Genomic DNA, 18966 nt, shown 5'->3' on the forward strand with positions numbered 1-18966 from the left:
CATAGTAAATCCTCATTCCCCGCTACTGTTAGACATTTCTTCAATACTACCCCACCATCAAAGGAAGTGGATACCAATGGAGCCGAATCAATTCAGACGGGTGAAAGAAGCGAGTTACCTGACAGCTGACAAAGTATGGAGTTATCGGACAATCTTGCGCTATTTTTACCTACAGCATGAGCGTATGCGGGAATTTCTTTTGCCTGAAGAAATTTATGCGCATTTAAAAGAACAGCCAGGATTCGATTTGTATACAGAAGAAGATTTGCATCAGGACTTGGCCCAGCTGGTCAATTGGAACAACTTAAATGCCAGACAGGAAACAGGTCGCTCACGGTCCATTGAGGAATTTAAGAAAAAGCGATTCAGATATCAATCAACCCCCTATACGATTGAGTTTGAACGGATGCTCGAACATATGGAAAAAGGTGGCGAGGCGTTCGGTGGTTCACTTGAGAAAAAGGAATTTGAGCGGCTCTATTCGGCGCTTGCGACGATTGAGACAATGCTTGAGCGCTCCGAATTTCCGCCGGCAGATGAGTGTTATCAATTGTGGAATGACGTGTTTACATATTTTCGATCAATAGGGAAGAACACCTCCGATTATATGGCCCACCTCAACAGCGAAGAAGCCGAAGAAAGAATGCAGACAGAAGCGTTTCTCGTGTTTAAAAATCAATTTACAACTTATTTGCGCGACTTCATCGTCGGTTTGCAGCAAACAGCTTCTAAAATTCAGGACTTGCTTGCAACGATTGATACGGCTGATTTAAACCCCTTGATCCAGCAAGTGATGATCCATCAAAAACAAGTCCCGCGGTTCGAAGACGTTGGACTGGATGAAGAGGCGCTGATTCATGAGCAAATCGAAAAATGGCATGGCATGTGCACATGGTTTCTCGGCAATGTTCACGGAGAAAGTGAGCTTGAGATGTTGCAGGAGCGGACCAATGAACAAATCCGTCGTATTACACGGGTGGTACAGCGACTCGGGGAGCGACACCATTATTTTCGCAGCCGCAAAAAAGACTACCTGCACTTGGCGCGCTGGTTTGAAGCGGTGCCTGACGTTCACAGTGCGCACGAATTATCCTCGGTTGTTTTTGGCGTCTTCCACACCCGGCATTTGCTTAGTGATCATATTCCGACAGACGACATTTATACAGATGTATGGGATGAAGCCCCAATCGATCATGAAACGAAACCACACGTGCGAACGTATCGGGAGAAAACGCGCCCTGGTGCGATCGTGGATAAAACGAAGGAGAAGGAAGATGTATTGGCAGCTCATTTAAAACAGAAAAAACTGGAACAAGAGACATTGGAAGCTTATATGTCAGGCGACGAGATCAAATTAAAAGACCTGCCGCAAATCGAAGCGCACGTTCGGAAAATGCTGCTCGCTTGGATCGGCAAGGCCATGACGGCGAAAGACCACACATTCAAGACCGAACACGGGCGGGAAGTTCAGGTCGTTGTTGACGAAACAGAACAGATTAAGCTCAAAGCAGAGGACGGAGATATGCTGATGCCAGCTGTCACATTTCGTTTCCTCGATCAAAAAGTTTCGGAAAAGAGTTGATGCATGGTGGAAACAACCCAATTTGACGAAAAAGCCCAAACAGCGTTACGTATGCTGTTTGAAAAGTTCTGGATCCTGCGAAAGAAAGAACCGGATTTATATCAGCTTGTCCGCGAACGGGAGAAAGTGCTGAAACGGTATATCGACGACAAATTTGGCTTTGATCTGATCGTCCACCAACATTTCATCAAGTTGGAAAAAATACCGGTCGAAACAAAAAGCTGGATGGGCATTCAATCGTTTCAGACCCAGCAGGATTACGCCATATTTTGCTGTGCTTTGGCTTTTACAGAAAGCCGCAGTGTGGATGAACAATTTCTGCTGTCAGATATTTGCGAGGAGATCAAGGAATTGTATCCGGGTGAGGTTCCATTGGACTGGACGAATTACAATCACAGACGCGCTCTTGTTCGGGTCATCAAACAACTTGAGAAGTTAACCCTTCTTGCTGTGGTGGAAGGGGAGGTTGACCAGTTTGCCATGAACGAAGACCAGGAAGTGCTGTATGAAACAACCTTGTATGCACGCTACTTTATGCGCTCATACCCGAAAGACCTGACAGACTATGAATCTGCTCAAGATATTTTAATAAGTGAATGGGATAGAAACGCTGAAGACATAAGAAGGAAACGGGTATATCGAAAGCTGCTGACTTCCCCTGTCGTCCACAGGGAAAGTGAAGATGATCCTGATTTTGCGTATATCCGCAATTACCGAAACCGACTTCGGGATGATTTGGAAGCACACACAATGTTTCGGCTTGAAATGTTTAAAAACGCAGCCATGCTCGTTGCAGATGAAAACAAACAAGAGCTCACGCTATTCCCGGATCAAAAAGCATTGATGGATGTGGCGCTCCATGTGGCAGCTTACGTGCGTGATCATCGGGAGGTATATGCCCCGGATGAATTTGGGAGAATTCATGTGAGTCAGCTGACCTTGGAGCAGATCGTTGCCAACACCCAGAACGAATACGGGAAAGGCTGGAGTAAGCTGTACCGAGAAGGCACCCCTGTCAGCGTGACACAAGATTTGATTGAGCTTCTGAGAGATTGGGAGATGCTGGAGGAAACGAAGGAAATGGATATCTATATCATTAAACCGCTTTTTGGCCGGGTTGCCGGACATTATCCTGCTGACTTTTTGCGGAAGGAGGAGATGCATCATGAATAAGACGGCAAAATGGAAAATGAATCGTGCCGGATTGCTTAATTTCTGGTACTATGACAATGAGATTTTTGACTTTGCGGACGGTAAACTGCTGCTCAGAGGCAGCAATGGTTCCGGAAAATCGGTCACAATGCAAAGTCTGTTGCCCGTGCTTCTTGACGGACGCAAATCACCGGACAGACTGGACCCATTTGGATCAAAAGCACGTCGGATGGAAGATTATCTGCTCGGTGAAAAAGACATTGTTGACAGGGACGAGCGTACTGGATATTTGTTTTTGGAATACAAACTCGCTGAAACAGGGCAATACATCACAACCGGTATTGGCATGCAGGCGCGCCGGCATAAGCCGATGAACGCCTGGTATTTCGTTATAACAGATAACCGTCGCGTCGGGTATAGCATTGACCTGCATGAAACGGAACGGCACGCTGGAGAGAGTCAGGATGTGCCATTGTCCCGCACCCAGTTGGAAAACCGGATCGGGGACGGCGGCAAAGTTGTCCGGACAGCTGGTGAATATAAGAAGCTCGTAAACAAATATATCTTTGGATTTGAAAACATTGAAGCGTACGATGATTTGATCAAGCTGCTGATTCAGCTGCGGAGCCCTAAGCTTTCCAAGGAATTCAGACCGACAGCCATTTATGACATATTGGAAGCAGCGCTCCCGCCGATTACCGACGATGACCTCAGACATTTATCAGATACAATTGAACATATGGATCAGACGAAACAGCAGATCGAACAGCTCGAGCGGGAACAAACCGCAGTGGAAAAATTGATTCATCGCTACCATGCTTATAATGAATACCGGTTGGCAGAAAGTGCCCAACACTTAAAGCGTGCTGAAAGTCAATATCATAAAGAAGGGCAGACCTTGAAGGAGAAACGCCAAGGAATCACTGAACTTCAAACTGACGTTCAGACGATGACCGATCGTGCGACTCAACTTGATCAGCAAAAAGATGTGCTTGAACAAAAGCGGGAGCGCCTGCAGCATCATAAAGTATGGCGTATGGAAAAGGAATTGTATGATGAACGGGCTGTGCTTGAAACGGTTCAGAAAGACCTGGAAAAACGGGATCAGGCTCTTACAAGTAAGAAACGTCAGGAACTTGATGTCAAGGAGATGAAAGAGGATCTCGAGATGTCAGTGGAAGCGGGCAGCGCCAATTTGTCCGATAGGCTTGTAGACATGCAGGCTGATGCCGAAGATGCTTCTTTTGATGGGCATGATGTCAATGAAGCTGATTTTAATCGTCATAAAGAGACGGCGCATGATTTTTCTGTTTGGCTAAAAGAAACGGATGCCCATTTTCAAAAGCTTGATGCCATCAGTGAAGAACTTCAAGTGTATGAACAGCTTAAAAGCGAGTTGACCAAATTGGACAAACAGGTCGCTGAAACACGGCAAGAGCTGGATCAAACCAAGCAGGAAGAACAGGACTGGCTTGCCATTTTTGAGAAAGACAAGCAAGCTCAGCTGCACAGCATTTATCAATGGACAGAAGATCATGCATTTTTGAGTATCCCTGAAGATGTGCTGCAGCAAACTTCCCGAAATATGTACAGCCTGTATGAACCGGTGAGCTATGAACAGGTCCGGACGCCGTTTGTAAAAGTCAGCAACGCCTATCAAATGAAAATCAATGAATCTATTGCAACCAAAAACAGCCGCATAAAATTACTCGAGGAGACGATTGAGGAAAAAGAAGCTGAACACGCCGAATGGGTGGCGAAAAAGGACCCGGAACCACCATTTCAACAAGCGACGACCAAGCATGCACGGGCTGAGTTGAAGGCAAACGGTCAACGGTTTGTGCCATTGTATGAAGCTGTTGAGTTTCAGGATCACGTCACAGCTGATGTACGGCGACATATAGAATCAGCGCTGATCGACACAGGCTTACTTGATGCGCTTATTGCTGATGAAAAGCTTACGATTACGCATGACCGTATCATCCAGCCTGCACCGCACATCATGGCACACACCCTTGCAGACTATCTTGTTCCTGATGAGGGCATTGATACAATCATACCTGCAGAGAAAGTGGATGATATTCTCCGCAGCATTCTCGTCGATCCAGATGGAACCGAAACGACAGCCATTAATGTTGATGGCACGTATCAGATTGGTTTAACAACTGGCCATGCCGTCTCGGTGGAAGAGGTTCGGTTTATCGGCAAAAAAGCACGTGAACGGTATCGTCAAACGCAAATCGAAGCCATTCGCACGGAAATCGCTGCACTCAAACAAGAACAGGAAACGATCAATCATGCGATTAAGACATTAGAAACGGATATTGCCAATGCTGAGAAAGCGCTGGAAAGCTTTCCAGATGACGAGGATTTGCATGTCGCATTTTCACATGTGCAAGAGAAACGGTTTCATATCAACCAGCTCGATAAGCGTTTGCAAGGGCTGAATAACGACCTTCATCAGGCACACCAGACATTTCAGGAAACCAAGAGCAAGCTTGGTCGTTCGACAAGAGACCTGAACATCGAATTTTCCCGTCATGCCTACCTGCAGGCTAAAGAAATCATGCGTCGTTATGAAAAAGACCTGCAGCAGCTGATCACCGTTTATACAACCTATCAGCATCATCAGGCGAATCTGGCGAAAACGAACGGCCGACTTGAGGAACTTGCCAGCGAAGTGATCGAGCTCCAAGGTGATCTAAATGATTTGCACGACAGAAAAGCACGCACTGAGCAGAACATTCGTGAGATTGAACACCAGCTTGACATGGCCGATGCGGACACAATCAGAGAAGAAATCAGAACCGTTCAACAGCAGCTGAGTGCTACAGTTGCCGAACAGGATGAGATTAAGACAAAACTGCCGCAGAAAAAAGTTGATCAAACCAGGCTGGAAGAAGAAGCTGCAGATAAAGAACAGGCACAGACCTTTTGGGGTCACATGATTGAAGCGTGGTCCAATACGTTTCACCGTGAAGTCGACTTCGGTTTTATCCCTGTACCTGATGAACTGGAAACACGTGGTGAGCAGCTGAACTGGATTTTGACCACGTACGAATCGGTTCTAAACGATAAGGACATGGCCAAAATTGAAGAACAGCTGACAAAGGTTTTCTATGAACAGCAATCAAATCTCATGGAATACCGCATGATTGATACAACCGACGCTGTTCGTTTTTCTGAATTTGAGTGGTTGACAGATGAATGGACAGAAGCCCAAACGATTCAGCTTGAGCATTGGAAGCAAAAAGCAACCCGTCGTTTGATTCAGCTTGACTTCCAAGGGAGACGTGTCAATCCATATTATATGGGAGACAAATTGGAAAGGGACCGCCTTCAACAGCAAACCATGCTGGATGATCAGGACCGTCAGTTATACGAGGATATTTTATTTGATTCGGTTGGCCGCAAACTGCGCAGTCGGATCAATCGAGCGGAAAAGTGGACCAAGGACATGGACAAATTGATGCAGAACACAGATTCATCCTCAGGTCTCACATTCAGCATTAAATGGAAGCCAAGAACCGCTGAAACGGAAACAGAACTTGATACAAAAGAATTGGTCGATTTGCTCAGACGCAATCCCCGTCTGTTAAAAGAAGCAGATATTGAGCGGGTAAGCGACCATTTCCGTTCCAAAATTGACCGAGCAAAAGAACTTGTCGACCTGGAAGGGGAAGGGAATACGCTTCTTCAAGTGCTGAAAGAAGTTCTTGACTATCGCAATTGGTTCTCGTTTGTGCTGTCCTATGAACGTATCGGTGAAAACAAGCGCGAGCTGACCAACCATGCTTTTTATCAATTCAGTGGCGGGGAAAAAGCAATGGCGATGTATATCCCACTGTTTACCGCTTGTTATTCCAGATACAGGGAAGCTGACGAGACGGCACCATATATTATTTCCCTTGATGAGGCCTTTGCGGGTGTCGATGAAAACAATATCCGGGAAATGTTTGAGATCGTGGAGCAGCTCGGTTTTGATTACATTATGAATTCCCAGGTATTGTGGGGGATTATGATACGATTTCTCACTTGGCCATTTGTGAGCTTGTGCGACCGAGAAATGCCGCATTCGTCACAGTCGTCCGTTATTATTGGGACGGTCAAAACCAACATTTGGTCCTCCCTGAAAGCAACCAAGAAAAGGGAACTGAAACCGTAACAACCGATATATAAAGGAGCCCAATATCGTGAATGAAATCAATGAAGCCGCTGCTTTTTTTAAGAGTGAACCGGCTTACAGCACCTTGTTTAAACAGTTCCGCAAAAAGTACGAATCACTCGGACGGATTGGCGGCACCGTTCCAACCAGCGTGCTCACAGCAGAGGAACTTGAAGAGATCGCCAGTTTTTTCGGTGTGCCTGCAGAACGACTGAAACGTAAAAAGGGGATTTCCATGCTGGCGTTTGCGGAACAGCTTGAACAGACGAGATTTGCGGGAACGGATTTCAAAGCATTGCTTGATGCCTATTTCGATGAGACGATTATCTCGAAAAGAGCAGAACGTGAGCAGAAAGCCCAAGCGACACAACAATTTTTCGTGGAATTAAAAGCTGCCTATCCGGCTCTTGGTTTTTGGTTGGATCAGCTTTTAAATGGTAAGGGCCCAGGTCGGTGGATCGTGCAATTGGGACAGAAGCAACCTGAATATGCGGCTTCACTTATTGACCAGCTTCACGCAGCTTGGACAAACATGCCCGCGACAGCAGAACGTTTGCCGATTTTTAGTGAACGGATTACCGGAGATCCTCATGCGTTTGACTTGCATACCGACCTTGGAAAAATGTTTTTGCATTTATTAACTGCAGCTGAGTCAATCGCCTTTAAAAAAATAGAGGCAGAAGAATTCGCCGCCACACCAACCAGCACGGAACGAATCAACGAATTATTGCAGACTTATCATATTTACCGTGATGATTTATTAAATTTTGTGACTTCTTCAGGATTGCTTGCAGAGACCGACGCTGGTATTCATCCTGTCTGGCAGGCAGCCGTACAGCAGAACACAGTGCAAATTGTACCGCTCAGAGAACTAACCGGACTGAAACGCATTTATCCTGCCAAGGGTGAGAAGCATGTTTGGGTTGTTGAAAATTCGGGGGTATGCGCAACCTTACTCGATCATGTTTCACATTCTCCAATCGTCTGTACAAATGGTCAATTTACATTGGCAGCCCTAATTTTAATGGATCGCCTTGTCGATGAAGGATGCACATTGTTCTACGCTGGTGATCTTGATCCCGAAGGCTTAGGTATGGCAGAGCGTTTGCTGGAACGCTATCCTGAAGGAGCAATCAGTCTGTGGTATATGGATCAGGAAGCATACAGATTCAGTAATCCGGTTAAACCGTTATCCGCAGAACGGTTGGAAAAGCTAAATAGTATCACACATCAAACGTTGAAGCCTATCGCTAAAGACATGAGCGATCTTGGCAAAGCAGGTTATCAGGAATCCCTTGTGCATCTCATGACAGCGGATATGAAACAAAGGGGGAAAAAGACATGACATCATCAACACATAAGCCAGAACCGCCTCGAGTCCCTGAGACCCTGCCGGAACTGGAATTAACATCTTTACTTAAAGATGAGGAACATATCACCACCGGGATGGTTGAAGACGCTGAAATTGCTTACGAAACGGTTGATAAATTGTCGTTGGACACCATCATTTTCAAGAACACATCATTCATTGACGTCTCCTTTTCAAATGTTGAACTCACTGATGTGGTATTTGAAAAGTGTGACCTCTCGAATGCCGATTTCAGTGATGGCATTTTTCACCGGGTTGAATTCCGCCAGTCCAAACTGATGGGCGCGAATTTGTCGGGATCATTCATGCGAAATGTTTTGTTTAAAGGATGTATGGCAGATATGGCTATGTTCGGTTTTACAGACAATAAGTATGTGCGGTTTCAAGACACAACTTTGAATCAAGCGGACTTCTATGAATGTGTTCTTAAAAAAACAGTTTACGAAAAGTGCCGTATGGATGGTGCTAACTTTGGAGGTACCAGTTTAGAGGGCGTTGATTTAAGTCGTTCTACTTTTGAAGAATTGACCATATCGCCGGAAAAAATCCCAGGGTGTATTGTGACACCAGAACAGGCTGTGGGGCTTTCCAAAGCACTGGGCCTAATCATTTCAGAAGAGTAATAAGCTCTGATACCTCACCGACCCATGTACACATATAAAGGAAAAGAGATCTCCCTTCCCGGGGATCTCTTTTCGTATTACATTATATTTTAAATTGCTTAACCATCTCATGTAATTCTTCAGCGAGTTTAGCGAGTTCGCTGGAGCTTGCGGTGACTTCTTCCATGGATGCGCTTGTTTGTTCTGATGAGGCAGACGTTTCTTCGATGCCGGCAGCGGATTCTTCAGAAATGGCAGCAATGTCTTCAATTGAGCTGTTCATTTGCTGACTGCCGCCTGCTATGGAAGAAAGATTGTCTGTGACAGCGTTAATGCGTTCGGCCATATTGGTAATGGCCTCGTTAATTCCATGGAATTTCTCATCCGTTGCATTGATTTGTTTGGTGCCTTCCTCAACTTCTTTATACCCGTCTTCCAAGCGTGCAGTCACACTTCCAGATTCAGATTGTATATGATCCACGATTCGAGTGATATCGGTAACAGATTCTGAGACTTGTTCAGCCAGCTTCCGGACTTCATCAGCCACTACAGCAAAACCTTTGCCATGTTCACCAGCTCTGGCCGCTTCAATGGCTGCATTCAGCGCAAGCAAATTAGTCTGTTCTGCGACGTCCTGAATAACCGCAACCAGTTTGGAAATATCTTTAGTTTGGTTATCAAGCCCTTTTACCTTATCCACGGCGTCTTTAACAATGATGTCAATTTGATTCATTTGTGTTTTTGAGGCATCCATCAGTTCTGTCCCATCTTTTGTTAAAATGAGGACGTTCTCAGATTCGCTTTGGATCTGTTCACCATTTTCATTTGCTTCTTCGACGTATTTGGTAAATCGTTGTATACCCGATGCCAAGTCACTTGCACTTGTCGCTTGTGTTTCAGCTCCTGTTGCCAATTCACTCATTGTGGCAGCGACCTGGTCAGAACCAGCTTTTACCTCACTGGCTGATTGAGTAAGTTCTTCACTTTGACTCGAAAGCTGTTCAGATGCCTGTGACACCCCTGAAATCATATTCTTTAATTGATCCTGCATATGATTGAGAGCTTCCGCAAGCTGACCGGTTTCATCCTTTGCCTTTAGTAAAATGGGTTCATTGGTCAAGTCCCCGTCAGCCAGTTCATTCATTCTGACAGTGACTTTTTTAATCGGCTTAGTGATGCGATTTGCATAGAGCCAGATCAGGATCGATCCGAGTAAAAGAGCGACACCTGTTACAATGAAGATCACATTGAATATTTGTTCGGCTGGTTTGTTAAAATCCATCATATATGTACCGGCGACGACCGTCCATCCCCAGTTTGGATCTTCTTTAGAAAAAGCTACTTTTGGTTCTATTTGATCCTCGTTATTCGGCATCGGCCAAGAAAAATAAGTGAAGCCACCACCAGATTGCGCTTTTTTAATAAGCTGTTGTGTAGACTTAATCCCATCCGGATCGACTGTGTCCCAGCTGTTTTCACCTTCCAGGAAGGGATGCGCCATTTGTATGCCGTTTTCGTCTAAGATGAACATATACCCGTGGTCACCCAAGTCAATTTGCGGGTTGATTGGACGTGTACCATCATTATCCATTTCACCGAGAATCGTTTTCTTCACTTCTTCTTGCGCATTTTCCAGTGATAAAGAGCCGTTTTCAACTTCTCGGTTCAGAGAGTCAATCATCTCAACTGTCATTTCCACACTGTTCTTTAAATTGGTTTTCCCAAGTTCATTTAAACTCTGTTCACTTTTTTGATAGCTGAAAACCCCTAAAATAATTAAAGGAATCGTAAGTATTACAATAGAAACGAGAATAAGTTTTGATTTGATAGAATTGAATTTCATATAAAACATCCTTTATATCTTGGTGTGTAAAACTTTTTAATCTAGCATTAAATAAACGGACAGATCACCGGCTTGCTCAAATGCGGTTGTAACTTTGATCGCCAGTTTGTATCCTGAAATGACAGTATTGCCCTGCAGCAATGTTGGAGCGGTGATATTAATATGGACCTCGTTTGCTGATATAAACGTCGAAAGACCACCTGCAATCATATTGCCAAGCTCTCCGCTGAACGAAGGCAGCATATCGTCTTCAAGTGGCATTCCAAACATGGCTTTTCCAATTGCACGAAATGTATTGGAATGGCCGGAAAGGACAAGCTTACCTCCAACATCACCAGTAATCCCAATTAATACGCCGTATTCCATTGAAAAAGTATTTCCTTGCATTTCTGCCTTTCCGGTATTGTGCTGCAAAGGAATGATGTTTTTCATTGAAGCATTCGTGCCGTTTAGTAATAAAGTTATCGCTTTGCTGTGCTGTTTCTCAGCGGTACTGCTCGCCATGTAGTAACCTCCTGCTGTTATTTTGAGCCTATCTACATTATCGGCGAAATTCGACAAGTCTTTATGCCTTTTTACAGCCACATTACTTTTTTAACGAAATTGTAACATCTGAAAAAAATTCTCTTCAGAAACCATCATCCGTTACGATTGAAAAAACCAACAAAATCAAACATAATTAAACACATGATGCGAACCTAGACATAGAAAAGACTGGAAATGACTGCTTCTGGCAACCGCTCGGGGAAAACACTCCGCGTCCAGTGGGCGCTGATGAGCCTCCTCGCGCTGCGCGCTGCGGGGTCTCATCTAGGCTTTTGCTCCCACGGGAGTCTCCGTGTTTTCCCCGAGCTCGATTATAGCGTATAAATGTCCCAGATGAATATGTGTGCAGAGCTGTCCAACCCACTGATTAACATAGAGTGATTGAAGCGAAGGGAAGTCGCTCCCTGAGGGGGATAGCACGAGTCCGAAGTCCCCACAGTGTTATATTAAGGAGGGTCGACTAAAAACCGCCATTTGCGGGCAACGTCGACATACCCCTTGGCGGGGCAAGGAGGCCGTGCCCGCGGCAAAGAAGACACTGTGAAAATGGTTTTCTTGAATGGTGTCAGTGTGCGTAATAGTCATCTATATGAAGTCAGATATAAAAAGGAGTTTTAACGTATGAAAAAGCTATTATTAACAGGTTTTGAACCGTTTTTGGATAACCCGATTAACCCAACGATGGCCATTGTGAAGGCGTTGGACCAGACTGAATTGAACGGATACCAGATTATTGGCGGGATTTTGCCGGTGGATTTTTCCAAAACTGGAGAAGAGATGCTTAAACTTATTGAAGCTCATGACCCTGATGCTGTGATCTCACTAGGACTGGCAGCGGGAAGGACACAGCTGACACCTGAACGCATTGCCATCAACTGTAACGACGGTCCGGTAGATAATACAGGCCATAAACCAGATGGTGAAAAAATAATCGCAGACGGCCCAGATGGCTATTTTTCTACACTACCCATTAAAGACATCGTTTCAGCGTGCAGGGAAAATGGGCTTCCCGCGAAGATTTCGAATACGGCAGGTGCCTACTTATGCAATCATGTCATGTATCAGGCACTGCATTTCTTCGCTCAGAACAACCTGGATCGTCCGAGCGGGTTTATTCATCTCCCGGCATCACATGAACTTGCCCTGGAAAAGTCGCAAGCAAGCTGGGCTTCCAGTGACCTTAAAGAAGGTGTCATAACGGCGATTACATGCCTGCCCTGATTCTGCCCATTGCCAATCCTGCAAAAAAGGATTACAATAATCTAATGTTAAATTAGAAAAGTGAGATGATGAGCATGCCGCGCTACATATGGCTGCTGGTGATTGGCACAACGATTAACGTTACGGGTGCATCGCTTCTTTGGCCGTTAAACACCATTTATATGCATAATGAACTGGGGAAGACACTTGCTTTTGCAGGGTTTATCTTAATGTTGAACCAAGGGGCTTCGATTATGGGCAACTTGCTTGGTGGCGTTCTGTTTGATAAAGTCAGTGCCTTCAAAACCATTATTTTGGGCACAGGCACCGCTTTTCTGGCAGCGGTGATGCTGTCCTTTTACCATACGATTGTGCCATATTCCATATTGCTCGTCATTATTGGCTTTGGTTCCGGCATTACCATTCCTGTCATGTTTGCTATGGCTGGGTCTGTCTGGCCTGAGGGCGGGCGAAAAACTTTTAATGCTATTTACGTCGCACAGAATCTCGGTGTGGCGATCGGAGCCTCTGTGGGCGGATTTGTAGCAAGCGTGTCTTTTAATTATATTTTCATGGCTAACGCTTTTATGTTCGGTTTATTTCTTCTACTTGTACTGACAACTTATAAGGGGATGGACCAGGAGAAAGACCGTCTCATGAGTACTACCATTATTGATCAGAGTGCATCTATTAAAGATAAGACGGCTTTTAAAAGGCTGCTCATTCTTTCAATCGGATTTTTGGTAGCCTGGATTGCCTATAGTCAGTGGCAATCAACCATCGCCTCTCATACCCAGGATCTCGGTATTCCTTTGGAGCAGTATAGTGCCTTATGGGCGATCAACGGTTTTTTGATCGTCATTGGTCAGCCACTGGTGAGTTGGGTGACCAAACGCATTACGTCTGTCAAACAGCATATTTACATAGGGACAGTTATTATGATGATCTCGTTCTTTGTAGCAAGCTTTGCGGAGATCTTTACAATGTTTGCAGCGGCAATGGTCATTTTAACACTTGGTGAAATGCTTGTCTGGCCTGCAATTCCGTCACTAGCCAACGATTTAGCTCCAAGAGGGCGGGCAGGATTTTATCAAGGCTTTATCAACAGTGTTTCAGCAGCGGGCCGGATGACTGGACCGTTTCTGGGTGGTTTGTTTGTCGATGTGTATAACATTAACTTATTGTTTATCATTCTGTTTGGTCTTTTAATCATCCCGTTTGTCACGACGCATTATTACGACCGTGGTTTAAAAGCGAGTCAATGACCAAATGGAAATCAAATCATGTATAATGGACATACACGCACATAATAAAACAGGTGATTTCATATACTATTAATATGCTAGGAGAGAAAATATGTCTGATATTAAATTGATTGCGCTTGATATGGATGGGACCCTATTGAACACAGCTGAAGAGATTTCCGCTTACACCAAAGAGGTGATCGGCGAAGCACTAGACTTGGGTGTTCACGTTGTATTGTCAACAGGGCGAGCGTTACCGACATGTTATCCATACGCGGAAACACTCGGTCTCAAGTCTTACCTTGTAACGGTGAATGGCGGCGAGATATGGACCATGGAGAAGCAACTTGTCGAACGGCATTTGCTTGAACCGGATCTTGTTGAAAACATCTATAGACTGGCCTTGCGAAAAGAGCTTAAAACCTGGATGATTACGACTGAAAAGGTATATTTTAATGAGCGTCCAGAAGATTTCCACGCACATGAGTGGCTGAAGCTGGGTGGTCACACGCTTGACGAAGCATCTCTTGAATCTTTTATTAAAGAAGTTTCCCATTATGAAGGACTTGAATTGACGAACTCTTTGCCCATAAACGTTGAAATTAATCCAAAGGGTGTCAGTAAAGCAAGTGCTTTAAAACGTGTTTGCCGGGAGCTCGGATTTACAATGGATGAGGTCATGGCAGTTGGAGACAGTCTCAATGATATGAAAATGATTCAGGAAGCGGGTCTCGGTGTTGCGATGAAGAACGGGCAGGAAGCGATCAAGAAAGCTGCCGATTATATGACAGACACCAATAATCAAGATGGGGTTGCCAAAGCCATTGAAACGTTTGTCCTAAAAAGATAAACGGGTAAATTTTCTTGTCAGCTTTCTTTCCGCGCGTAAAAGGAGTATAATGAAGAGAGTAACAGGAAAGGGGTTGCACGCATGTCTTTTTCCAGAAGGCCAAAAGAGCCGGTTCCTGAAGTGGAGACAAACGTTTGGGCATGTATCAGTGACGATTGCCAAGGGTGGATGAGGGAGTCCTTCAGTTTTGAAGAAACACCAAAATGTCCTCTTTGTAAATCAGAAATGAAACAGGAAGTCCGTACACTGCCTGAATTGCAATAAAGAAAGAAAAGATAATCTTAAAGCAAGAATTGGATACAAGGCGCCCTTATATGGGGCGTCTTTCTTGTTTCATTAATCAAGATACCGGCAAGCTCCAGCGGATATCTTAGCAAAGAGCACCACTACGCGTTCTTGCTTATGATTTTCAAGGAGGACCAAGGCGGCTTCCGCTTATGGGTATAATTCACCTTCTGCATGACTATACATATAATTAAATGACTAACATCAATGTAAAAGGGTGTGTCACTTTGAATAATCATTTGTATTATTACGTCACAGGTCATACAGCACATGGATATGTGAATTATATAGAAGAAAATGTCAGTGAACTTGAACAGGTTATTATTCTAAATCACAGCTCTCACAAGTTGAAAACGGCCGTATTGGAGCAGTTTGTTAAGGTGATGGAACAAGATGAAGCGCTGGAAATCCTGCAAAGCCCTCTCGGACATGGGGATTTAGATGGTGTCATTGCTCGCGGCCGATCAATGGCGGTTGTCGCTGATACAGTGATCGACCAGCAACTGGCGAATCGTCTAAAGGGTGTGATTGAGATCAACCTGGCTTTCTTTATGGGTGAAACGAACGATATTAAGGATCACCACATTTGGACCCAATATGAGGCATTAACCACTGAGGCCCATGACTGGTTCAAAAAAGGACTTGATATCCATGATGATCTTGAAGCAGTTTATATCAACGAAATGGACTTTTCCAAGGCGGATGATTGTGCAGAAGCATTTAATAAACGGGTATTGCAAGGTAACCAGCCTATAGACCGTGATCCGGTGATATATCCCAGGATGTTTGGAACGAATACATCAGAAGGCGCGGTCAATGTCATACCAGAACTCATTGCCCCTTTAAAGCGATGCTACTATTTAAAAGGGCGTGCCGGCACAGGGAAGTCCTCTTTTATGAAAGAGGTGATAGAAGCTTGTGCTTCCCACGGATTGGATATGGAGATTTATTATTGCAGCTTTGATTCTCATAGTGTGGATATGGTGCTTGTAAGAGAACTTGAGTTTTGTATATTTGACAGTACTGATCCGCATGAATTTTTCCCGGAAGACAGTGGAGATGAAGTCATTGATTTATATGAAATAGCTGTAGCTCAGGGGACAGATGAAAAATATGCAGATACAATTCATGATTTAACAACCCGATATAAAACCTGCATGAAACGCGGGATCACCAAACTGAAAGATGCAAGAGAGTGGCTGGATGAACAAATGCAGCCTCAGTACAATCAAAGCAGGGCTGCTGAGGACGTTATGACTTTTATTCGCTCAAATGTTCTTTAATGTGATTGAAAAAAACAAGGATAAGGTGTATGATTAATTAACAGAAAAGTCATACACCTTATTCGTTCTTGGAGGTGCAAATAATGGTAAAGGTGAAAATGCTGAAGCCGTATTATATAAAGATCCACACCAAGACACTAAGAATTGTGCTGGCATATCAATACTTCTCAGTTTTTATTAACGAGCATACCTATCAATTTATTCCAATTGAATCCAGTGAAATTCGAGTCAACTTGCAGACAAAGAAAATCGAAAATACGGATGCACGTTTTGCTTTTCAAAAAGGGAAAAGCATTATGTATATGACCATGACAGAACTAAGCCGTCTGCCGGACTTTCTTGAGCAGCTACACGGCATTTGTGAACCTTATTATGAAAGCGATAACAATAAATGTGACGCTTCTCAAAAAGAGGAAGTTTTGGATTTGATTACAGAGCTGGAGAATCTAAATAGACACCGTCTGATTGATAAGGCGCTTGACGAAGGGGACTACGAAGCGTTTCAAAAACTGACACAACATTTTTAGTTTTTTCATCCATCAGCATGTTTTACTACCTTAAGCTTCGGGTATATCCCTTATAACAACCCAAAAGGGCTCGTTATTGGAGGTTATCGTATGGTCAGTGTCAGAGTGTTGAAGCCTTATTATTTAAAGGTAGACCGTGATTATATACGAGTAATTTTGGCTTATCAGTATTTTACGATAGCCATAAATGGTGAAATCTATCAATTTGTTCCTAAAAAAGATAGAGAGATTATTATTGATCGTAAAACACAAAAAATCGTCAATACGGATGCTGTCCTCACGTTTCAAAAGGGTGTAGAAGTTAAGTATGTTCCGATGGTTGATTTAATTTCCGTCCCGGATTTCCTTATACAGCTCTATGCAATCACGAAAACGTATTATAAGGAATCGGACCGTCTGCAGGAAAAGTCCGTAGATGAGGCATATACTGAACTTATTATTTCTGAATTGGAAAACATGAACGTGAAGCGCGAGATCGATAAAGCGCTCGATAATCGAGATGAACAAGCGTTCCGCGATCTCGTGGAACAGTTATAGAGAAACAGTGCTTAAGCATTTGTTGCAAAACCAGGCTTTCATATAGTGAAAGCCTGGTTTTTAGTGTGGTATAATATTCTGAAGAAAACAAGGGGAGGAATGACAATGCATCTGGACAGCCTATATCATCCGTATCCATCACAAAGAATGACCACGTACAGTCGTAAAGGCATGGTGGCAACATCCCAGCCGATCGCAGCTCAAATTGGTGTGGATATCCTGAAGCAAGGCGGAAATGCGGTTGACGCAGCTATTGCAACAGCTGCTGCTCTAACTGTGGTGGAACCGACAACAACAGGGGTTGGCGGTGATGCTTTTGCAATCGTGTGGATGAATGAAAAAATGTATGGTATTAACGGAAGTGGACCTGCACCTGAGTCCATCTCCATTGATGCAGTAAAAGAACTGGGATATGAAGCAATGCCTAAATACGGATTTATCCCGGTTACAGTACCTGGAGCCCCAGCAACATGGGCAGCGTTATCAGAACGTTTTGGGAACTTATCACTAAGAGAAACCCTTCAGCCTGCCATTAATTACGCAAGAGAGGGTTTCGCATTAACACCTGTGCTGGGAAAGTATTGGGAGCGGGCGTATCATATATTTAAGGAACACACCAGCGGAGAAGCCTTCACACACTGGTTTGAGACATTTGCCAAAAATGGGCCTCCGAAAATTGGGGATATGTGGGCTTCCGAAGACCTCGCCCGTACATTGGAACGCATTGGCGACACAGGTGCTGAAGCATTCTATCGTGGGGAATTGGCTGACCAAATCGATGCTTTCTCGAAAAAACATGGCGGCTTTTTATCACGTGATGACTTAGCCAAATACCGAGCAGAGTGGGTCGATCCGATCTCTGTCAATTATCGGGGGTATGATGTATGGGAGCTGCCTCCGAACAGTCAGGGTCTTGTCGCACTGATGGCCTTGAACATCCTGGAAGGGTTTGAATTTGGAGAGAAAGAGACGGTTGCTACATATCATAAACAGATGGAAGCGATGAAACTTGCTTTTGCGGATGGGTTTAAGCATATTACAGAAGAACATCGAATGATGTACACGCCAGAGGAATTGATGAATCTGGATTATATTGCGCGTCGGCGTGCTTTGATCGGCGAGAGAGCATTGATGCCTGAAGCAGGAGAGCCGCGTCAGGGTGGTACCGTCTACTTGGCGGCAGCGGATGGTGACGGAAATATGGTCTCTTTTATTCAAAGCAATTATATGGGTTTTGGTTCAGGTTTGGTTGTTCCGGGTACAGGTATTTCGCTGCAAAACAGAGGCTATGACTTTTCTCTTGATCCTTCACATATCAATGCGCTTAAAGGTGGTAAAAAAACGTTCCATACCATCATACCCGGATTTATGACAGAAGGAGACCAAGCAGTCGGTCCATTTGGGGTGATGGGTGGATTTATGATGCCACATGGCCATGTTCAACTTGTAATGAACACAATCGATTTTCATTTAAACCCTCAGGCAGCACTTGATGCGCCACGTTGGCAATGGATGAAGAACAAGTTGATTAAGGTCGAGCCTGGTTTTCCATTGCATATTGCACAGGCACTCGGCCGTAAAGGTCACCAGATTGAATATGCCGGAGACCATGGCGGGTTTGGGCGCGGTCAAATTATCTGGCGCAATTCTGAAACAGGCGTTTTGATGGGAGGCACGGAAAGCCGTACAGACGGGAGTATTGCAGTGTGGTAAGGTGATTTGATTTAACCAAATTTGAAAAAATAACCATCCGGAGCAAGTTGAAGAACTTGTCTCGGACG

General features: G+C 44.4%; 15 protein-coding genes. 13 read left to right on the forward strand and 2 right to left on the reverse strand.

Annotated features, from left to right (window positions below; all coding sequences use genetic code 11):
• Nucleotides 1–76 precede the first annotated feature (76 nt).
• The 5 genes from JNUCC1_RS13370 to JNUCC1_RS13390 are packed head-to-tail and all read left to right on the forward strand — an operon-like array spanning nt 77 to nt 8891.
• Nucleotides 77–1582, forward strand: a complete 1506-nt coding sequence (locus tag JNUCC1_RS13370; RefSeq protein ID WP_156645942.1) for a TIGR02677 family protein — start codon at nt 77–79, stop codon at nt 1580–1582.
• Between the two features lie 3 nt (nt 1583–1585).
• Nucleotides 1586–2755 carry a TIGR02678 family protein gene (locus JNUCC1_RS13375; RefSeq protein ID WP_156645943.1) on the forward strand — a complete coding sequence of 390 codons (1170 nt, stop codon included), beginning with the start codon at nt 1586–1588 and terminating at the stop codon, nt 2753–2755.
• Nucleotides 2748–6899 (forward strand): TIGR02680 family protein, encoded by a 4152-nt coding sequence (locus JNUCC1_RS13380; protein WP_156645944.1) that lies wholly within the window; start codon nt 2748–2750, stop codon nt 6897–6899. The genes JNUCC1_RS13375 and JNUCC1_RS13380 overlap by 8 nt, the downstream gene beginning before the upstream one ends.
• A 28-nt stretch (nt 6900–6927) precedes the next feature.
• The gene (locus tag JNUCC1_RS13385; protein WP_156645945.1) at nt 6928–8244 is read left to right on the forward strand and encodes a TIGR02679 family protein; all 1317 of its coding nucleotides are present in this window, start codon (nt 6928–6930) and stop codon (nt 8242–8244) included.
• Complete coding sequence (locus JNUCC1_RS13390; RefSeq protein WP_156645946.1) at nt 8241–8891, forward strand: pentapeptide repeat-containing protein; 651 nt, start codon at nt 8241–8243, stop codon at nt 8889–8891. The genes JNUCC1_RS13385 and JNUCC1_RS13390 overlap by 4 nt, the downstream gene beginning before the upstream one ends.
• Before the next feature lie 82 nt (nt 8892–8973).
• Here JNUCC1_RS13390 and JNUCC1_RS13395 read toward each other — a convergent pair whose 3' ends face one another.
• Both JNUCC1_RS13395 and JNUCC1_RS13400 read right to left on the reverse strand, forming a co-directional pair.
• Nucleotides 8974–10713 (reverse strand): methyl-accepting chemotaxis protein, encoded by a 1740-nt coding sequence (locus tag JNUCC1_RS13395; protein ID WP_231784219.1) that lies wholly within the window; start codon nt 10711–10713, stop codon nt 8974–8976.
• A 36-nt stretch (nt 10714–10749) separates the two neighbouring features.
• A complete protein-coding gene (locus JNUCC1_RS13400) occupies nt 10750–11217 on the reverse strand; it encodes a chemotaxis protein CheX (protein ID WP_156645948.1) in 468 nt (155 codons plus the stop codon).
• 663 nt (nt 11218–11880) lie between these two features.
• On the opposite strand from JNUCC1_RS13400, the gene JNUCC1_RS13405 reads away from it, so the two are divergent.
• The 8 genes from JNUCC1_RS13405 (at nt 11881) to JNUCC1_RS13440 (ending at nt 18898) form a co-directional block, all read left to right on the forward strand.
• Nucleotides 11881–12480 carry a pyroglutamyl-peptidase I gene (locus JNUCC1_RS13405; protein WP_156645949.1) on the forward strand — a complete coding sequence of 200 codons (600 nt, stop codon included), beginning with the start codon at nt 11881–11883 and terminating at the stop codon, nt 12478–12480.
• A 74-nt stretch (nt 12481–12554) separates the two neighbouring features.
• Complete coding sequence (locus tag JNUCC1_RS13410; protein WP_156645950.1) at nt 12555–13724, forward strand: MDR family MFS transporter; 1170 nt, start codon at nt 12555–12557, stop codon at nt 13722–13724.
• Nucleotides 13725–13815: 91 nt separating this feature from the next.
• Nucleotides 13816–14553 (forward strand): Cof-type HAD-IIB family hydrolase, encoded by a 738-nt coding sequence (locus tag JNUCC1_RS13415; protein ID WP_156645951.1) that lies wholly within the window; start codon nt 13816–13818, stop codon nt 14551–14553.
• 81 nt (nt 14554–14634) lie between these two features.
• Complete coding sequence (locus JNUCC1_RS13420; RefSeq protein WP_156645952.1) at nt 14635–14817, forward strand: cold-shock protein; 183 nt, start codon at nt 14635–14637, stop codon at nt 14815–14817.
• A gap of 248 nt (nt 14818–15065) precedes the next feature.
• Nucleotides 15066–16121 (forward strand): hypothetical protein, encoded by a 1056-nt coding sequence (locus JNUCC1_RS13425; RefSeq protein WP_197431746.1) that lies wholly within the window; start codon nt 15066–15068, stop codon nt 16119–16121.
• A gap of 83 nt (nt 16122–16204) precedes the next feature.
• Complete coding sequence (locus JNUCC1_RS13430; RefSeq protein WP_156645953.1) at nt 16205–16648, forward strand: IDEAL domain-containing protein; 444 nt, start codon at nt 16205–16207, stop codon at nt 16646–16648.
• 90 nt (nt 16649–16738) lie between these two features.
• A complete protein-coding gene (locus JNUCC1_RS13435; protein WP_156645954.1) occupies nt 16739–17185 on the forward strand; it encodes an IDEAL domain-containing protein in 447 nt (148 codons plus the stop codon).
• A 105-nt stretch (nt 17186–17290) separates the two neighbouring features.
• Entirely contained in the window at nt 17291–18898 is a 1608-nt protein-coding gene (locus tag JNUCC1_RS13440; RefSeq protein ID WP_156645955.1) for a gamma-glutamyltransferase family protein, read from the forward strand.
• Nucleotides 18899–18966: the final 68 nt, after the last annotated feature.

The organism is Lentibacillus sp. JNUCC-1 (genome assembly GCF_009741735.1).
Lineage (GTDB): Bacteria > Bacillota > Bacilli > Bacillales > Amphibacillaceae > Lentibacillus_B.

What these genes read in the sequence shown, in the direction of transcription:
- JNUCC1_RS13370 (WP_156645942.1), top strand. Translation starts at nt 77, where the DNA reads ATGGAGCCGAATCAATTCAGACGGGTGAAAGAAGCGAGTTACCTGACA.
- JNUCC1_RS13375 (WP_156645943.1), top strand. Translation starts at nt 1,586, where the DNA reads ATGGTGGAAACAACCCAATTTGACGAAAAAGCCCAAACAGCGTTACGT.
- JNUCC1_RS13380 (WP_156645944.1), top strand. Translation starts at nt 2,748, where the DNA reads ATGAATAAGACGGCAAAATGGAAAATGAATCGTGCCGGATTGCTTAAT.
- JNUCC1_RS13390 (WP_156645946.1), top strand. Translation starts at nt 8,241, where the DNA reads ATGACATCATCAACACATAAGCCAGAACCGCCTCGAGTCCCTGAGACC.
- JNUCC1_RS13395 (WP_231784219.1), bottom strand. Translation starts at nt 10,713, where the DNA reads ATGAAATTCAATTCTATCAAATCAAAACTTATTCTCGTTTCTATTGTA.
- JNUCC1_RS13400 (WP_156645948.1), bottom strand. Translation starts at nt 11,217, where the DNA reads ATGGCGAGCAGTACCGCTGAGAAACAGCACAGCAAAGCGATAACTTTA.
- JNUCC1_RS13405 (WP_156645949.1), top strand. Translation starts at nt 11,881, where the DNA reads ATGAAAAAGCTATTATTAACAGGTTTTGAACCGTTTTTGGATAACCCG.
- JNUCC1_RS13410 (WP_156645950.1), top strand. Translation starts at nt 12,555, where the DNA reads ATGCCGCGCTACATATGGCTGCTGGTGATTGGCACAACGATTAACGTT.
- JNUCC1_RS13415 (WP_156645951.1), top strand. Translation starts at nt 13,816, where the DNA reads ATGTCTGATATTAAATTGATTGCGCTTGATATGGATGGGACCCTATTG.
- JNUCC1_RS13420 (WP_156645952.1), top strand. Translation starts at nt 14,635, where the DNA reads ATGTCTTTTTCCAGAAGGCCAAAAGAGCCGGTTCCTGAAGTGGAGACA.
- JNUCC1_RS13430 (WP_156645953.1), top strand. Translation starts at nt 16,205, where the DNA reads ATGGTAAAGGTGAAAATGCTGAAGCCGTATTATATAAAGATCCACACC.
- JNUCC1_RS13435 (WP_156645954.1), top strand. Translation starts at nt 16,739, where the DNA reads ATGGTCAGTGTCAGAGTGTTGAAGCCTTATTATTTAAAGGTAGACCGT.
- JNUCC1_RS13440 (WP_156645955.1), top strand. Translation starts at nt 17,291, where the DNA reads ATGCATCTGGACAGCCTATATCATCCGTATCCATCACAAAGAATGACC.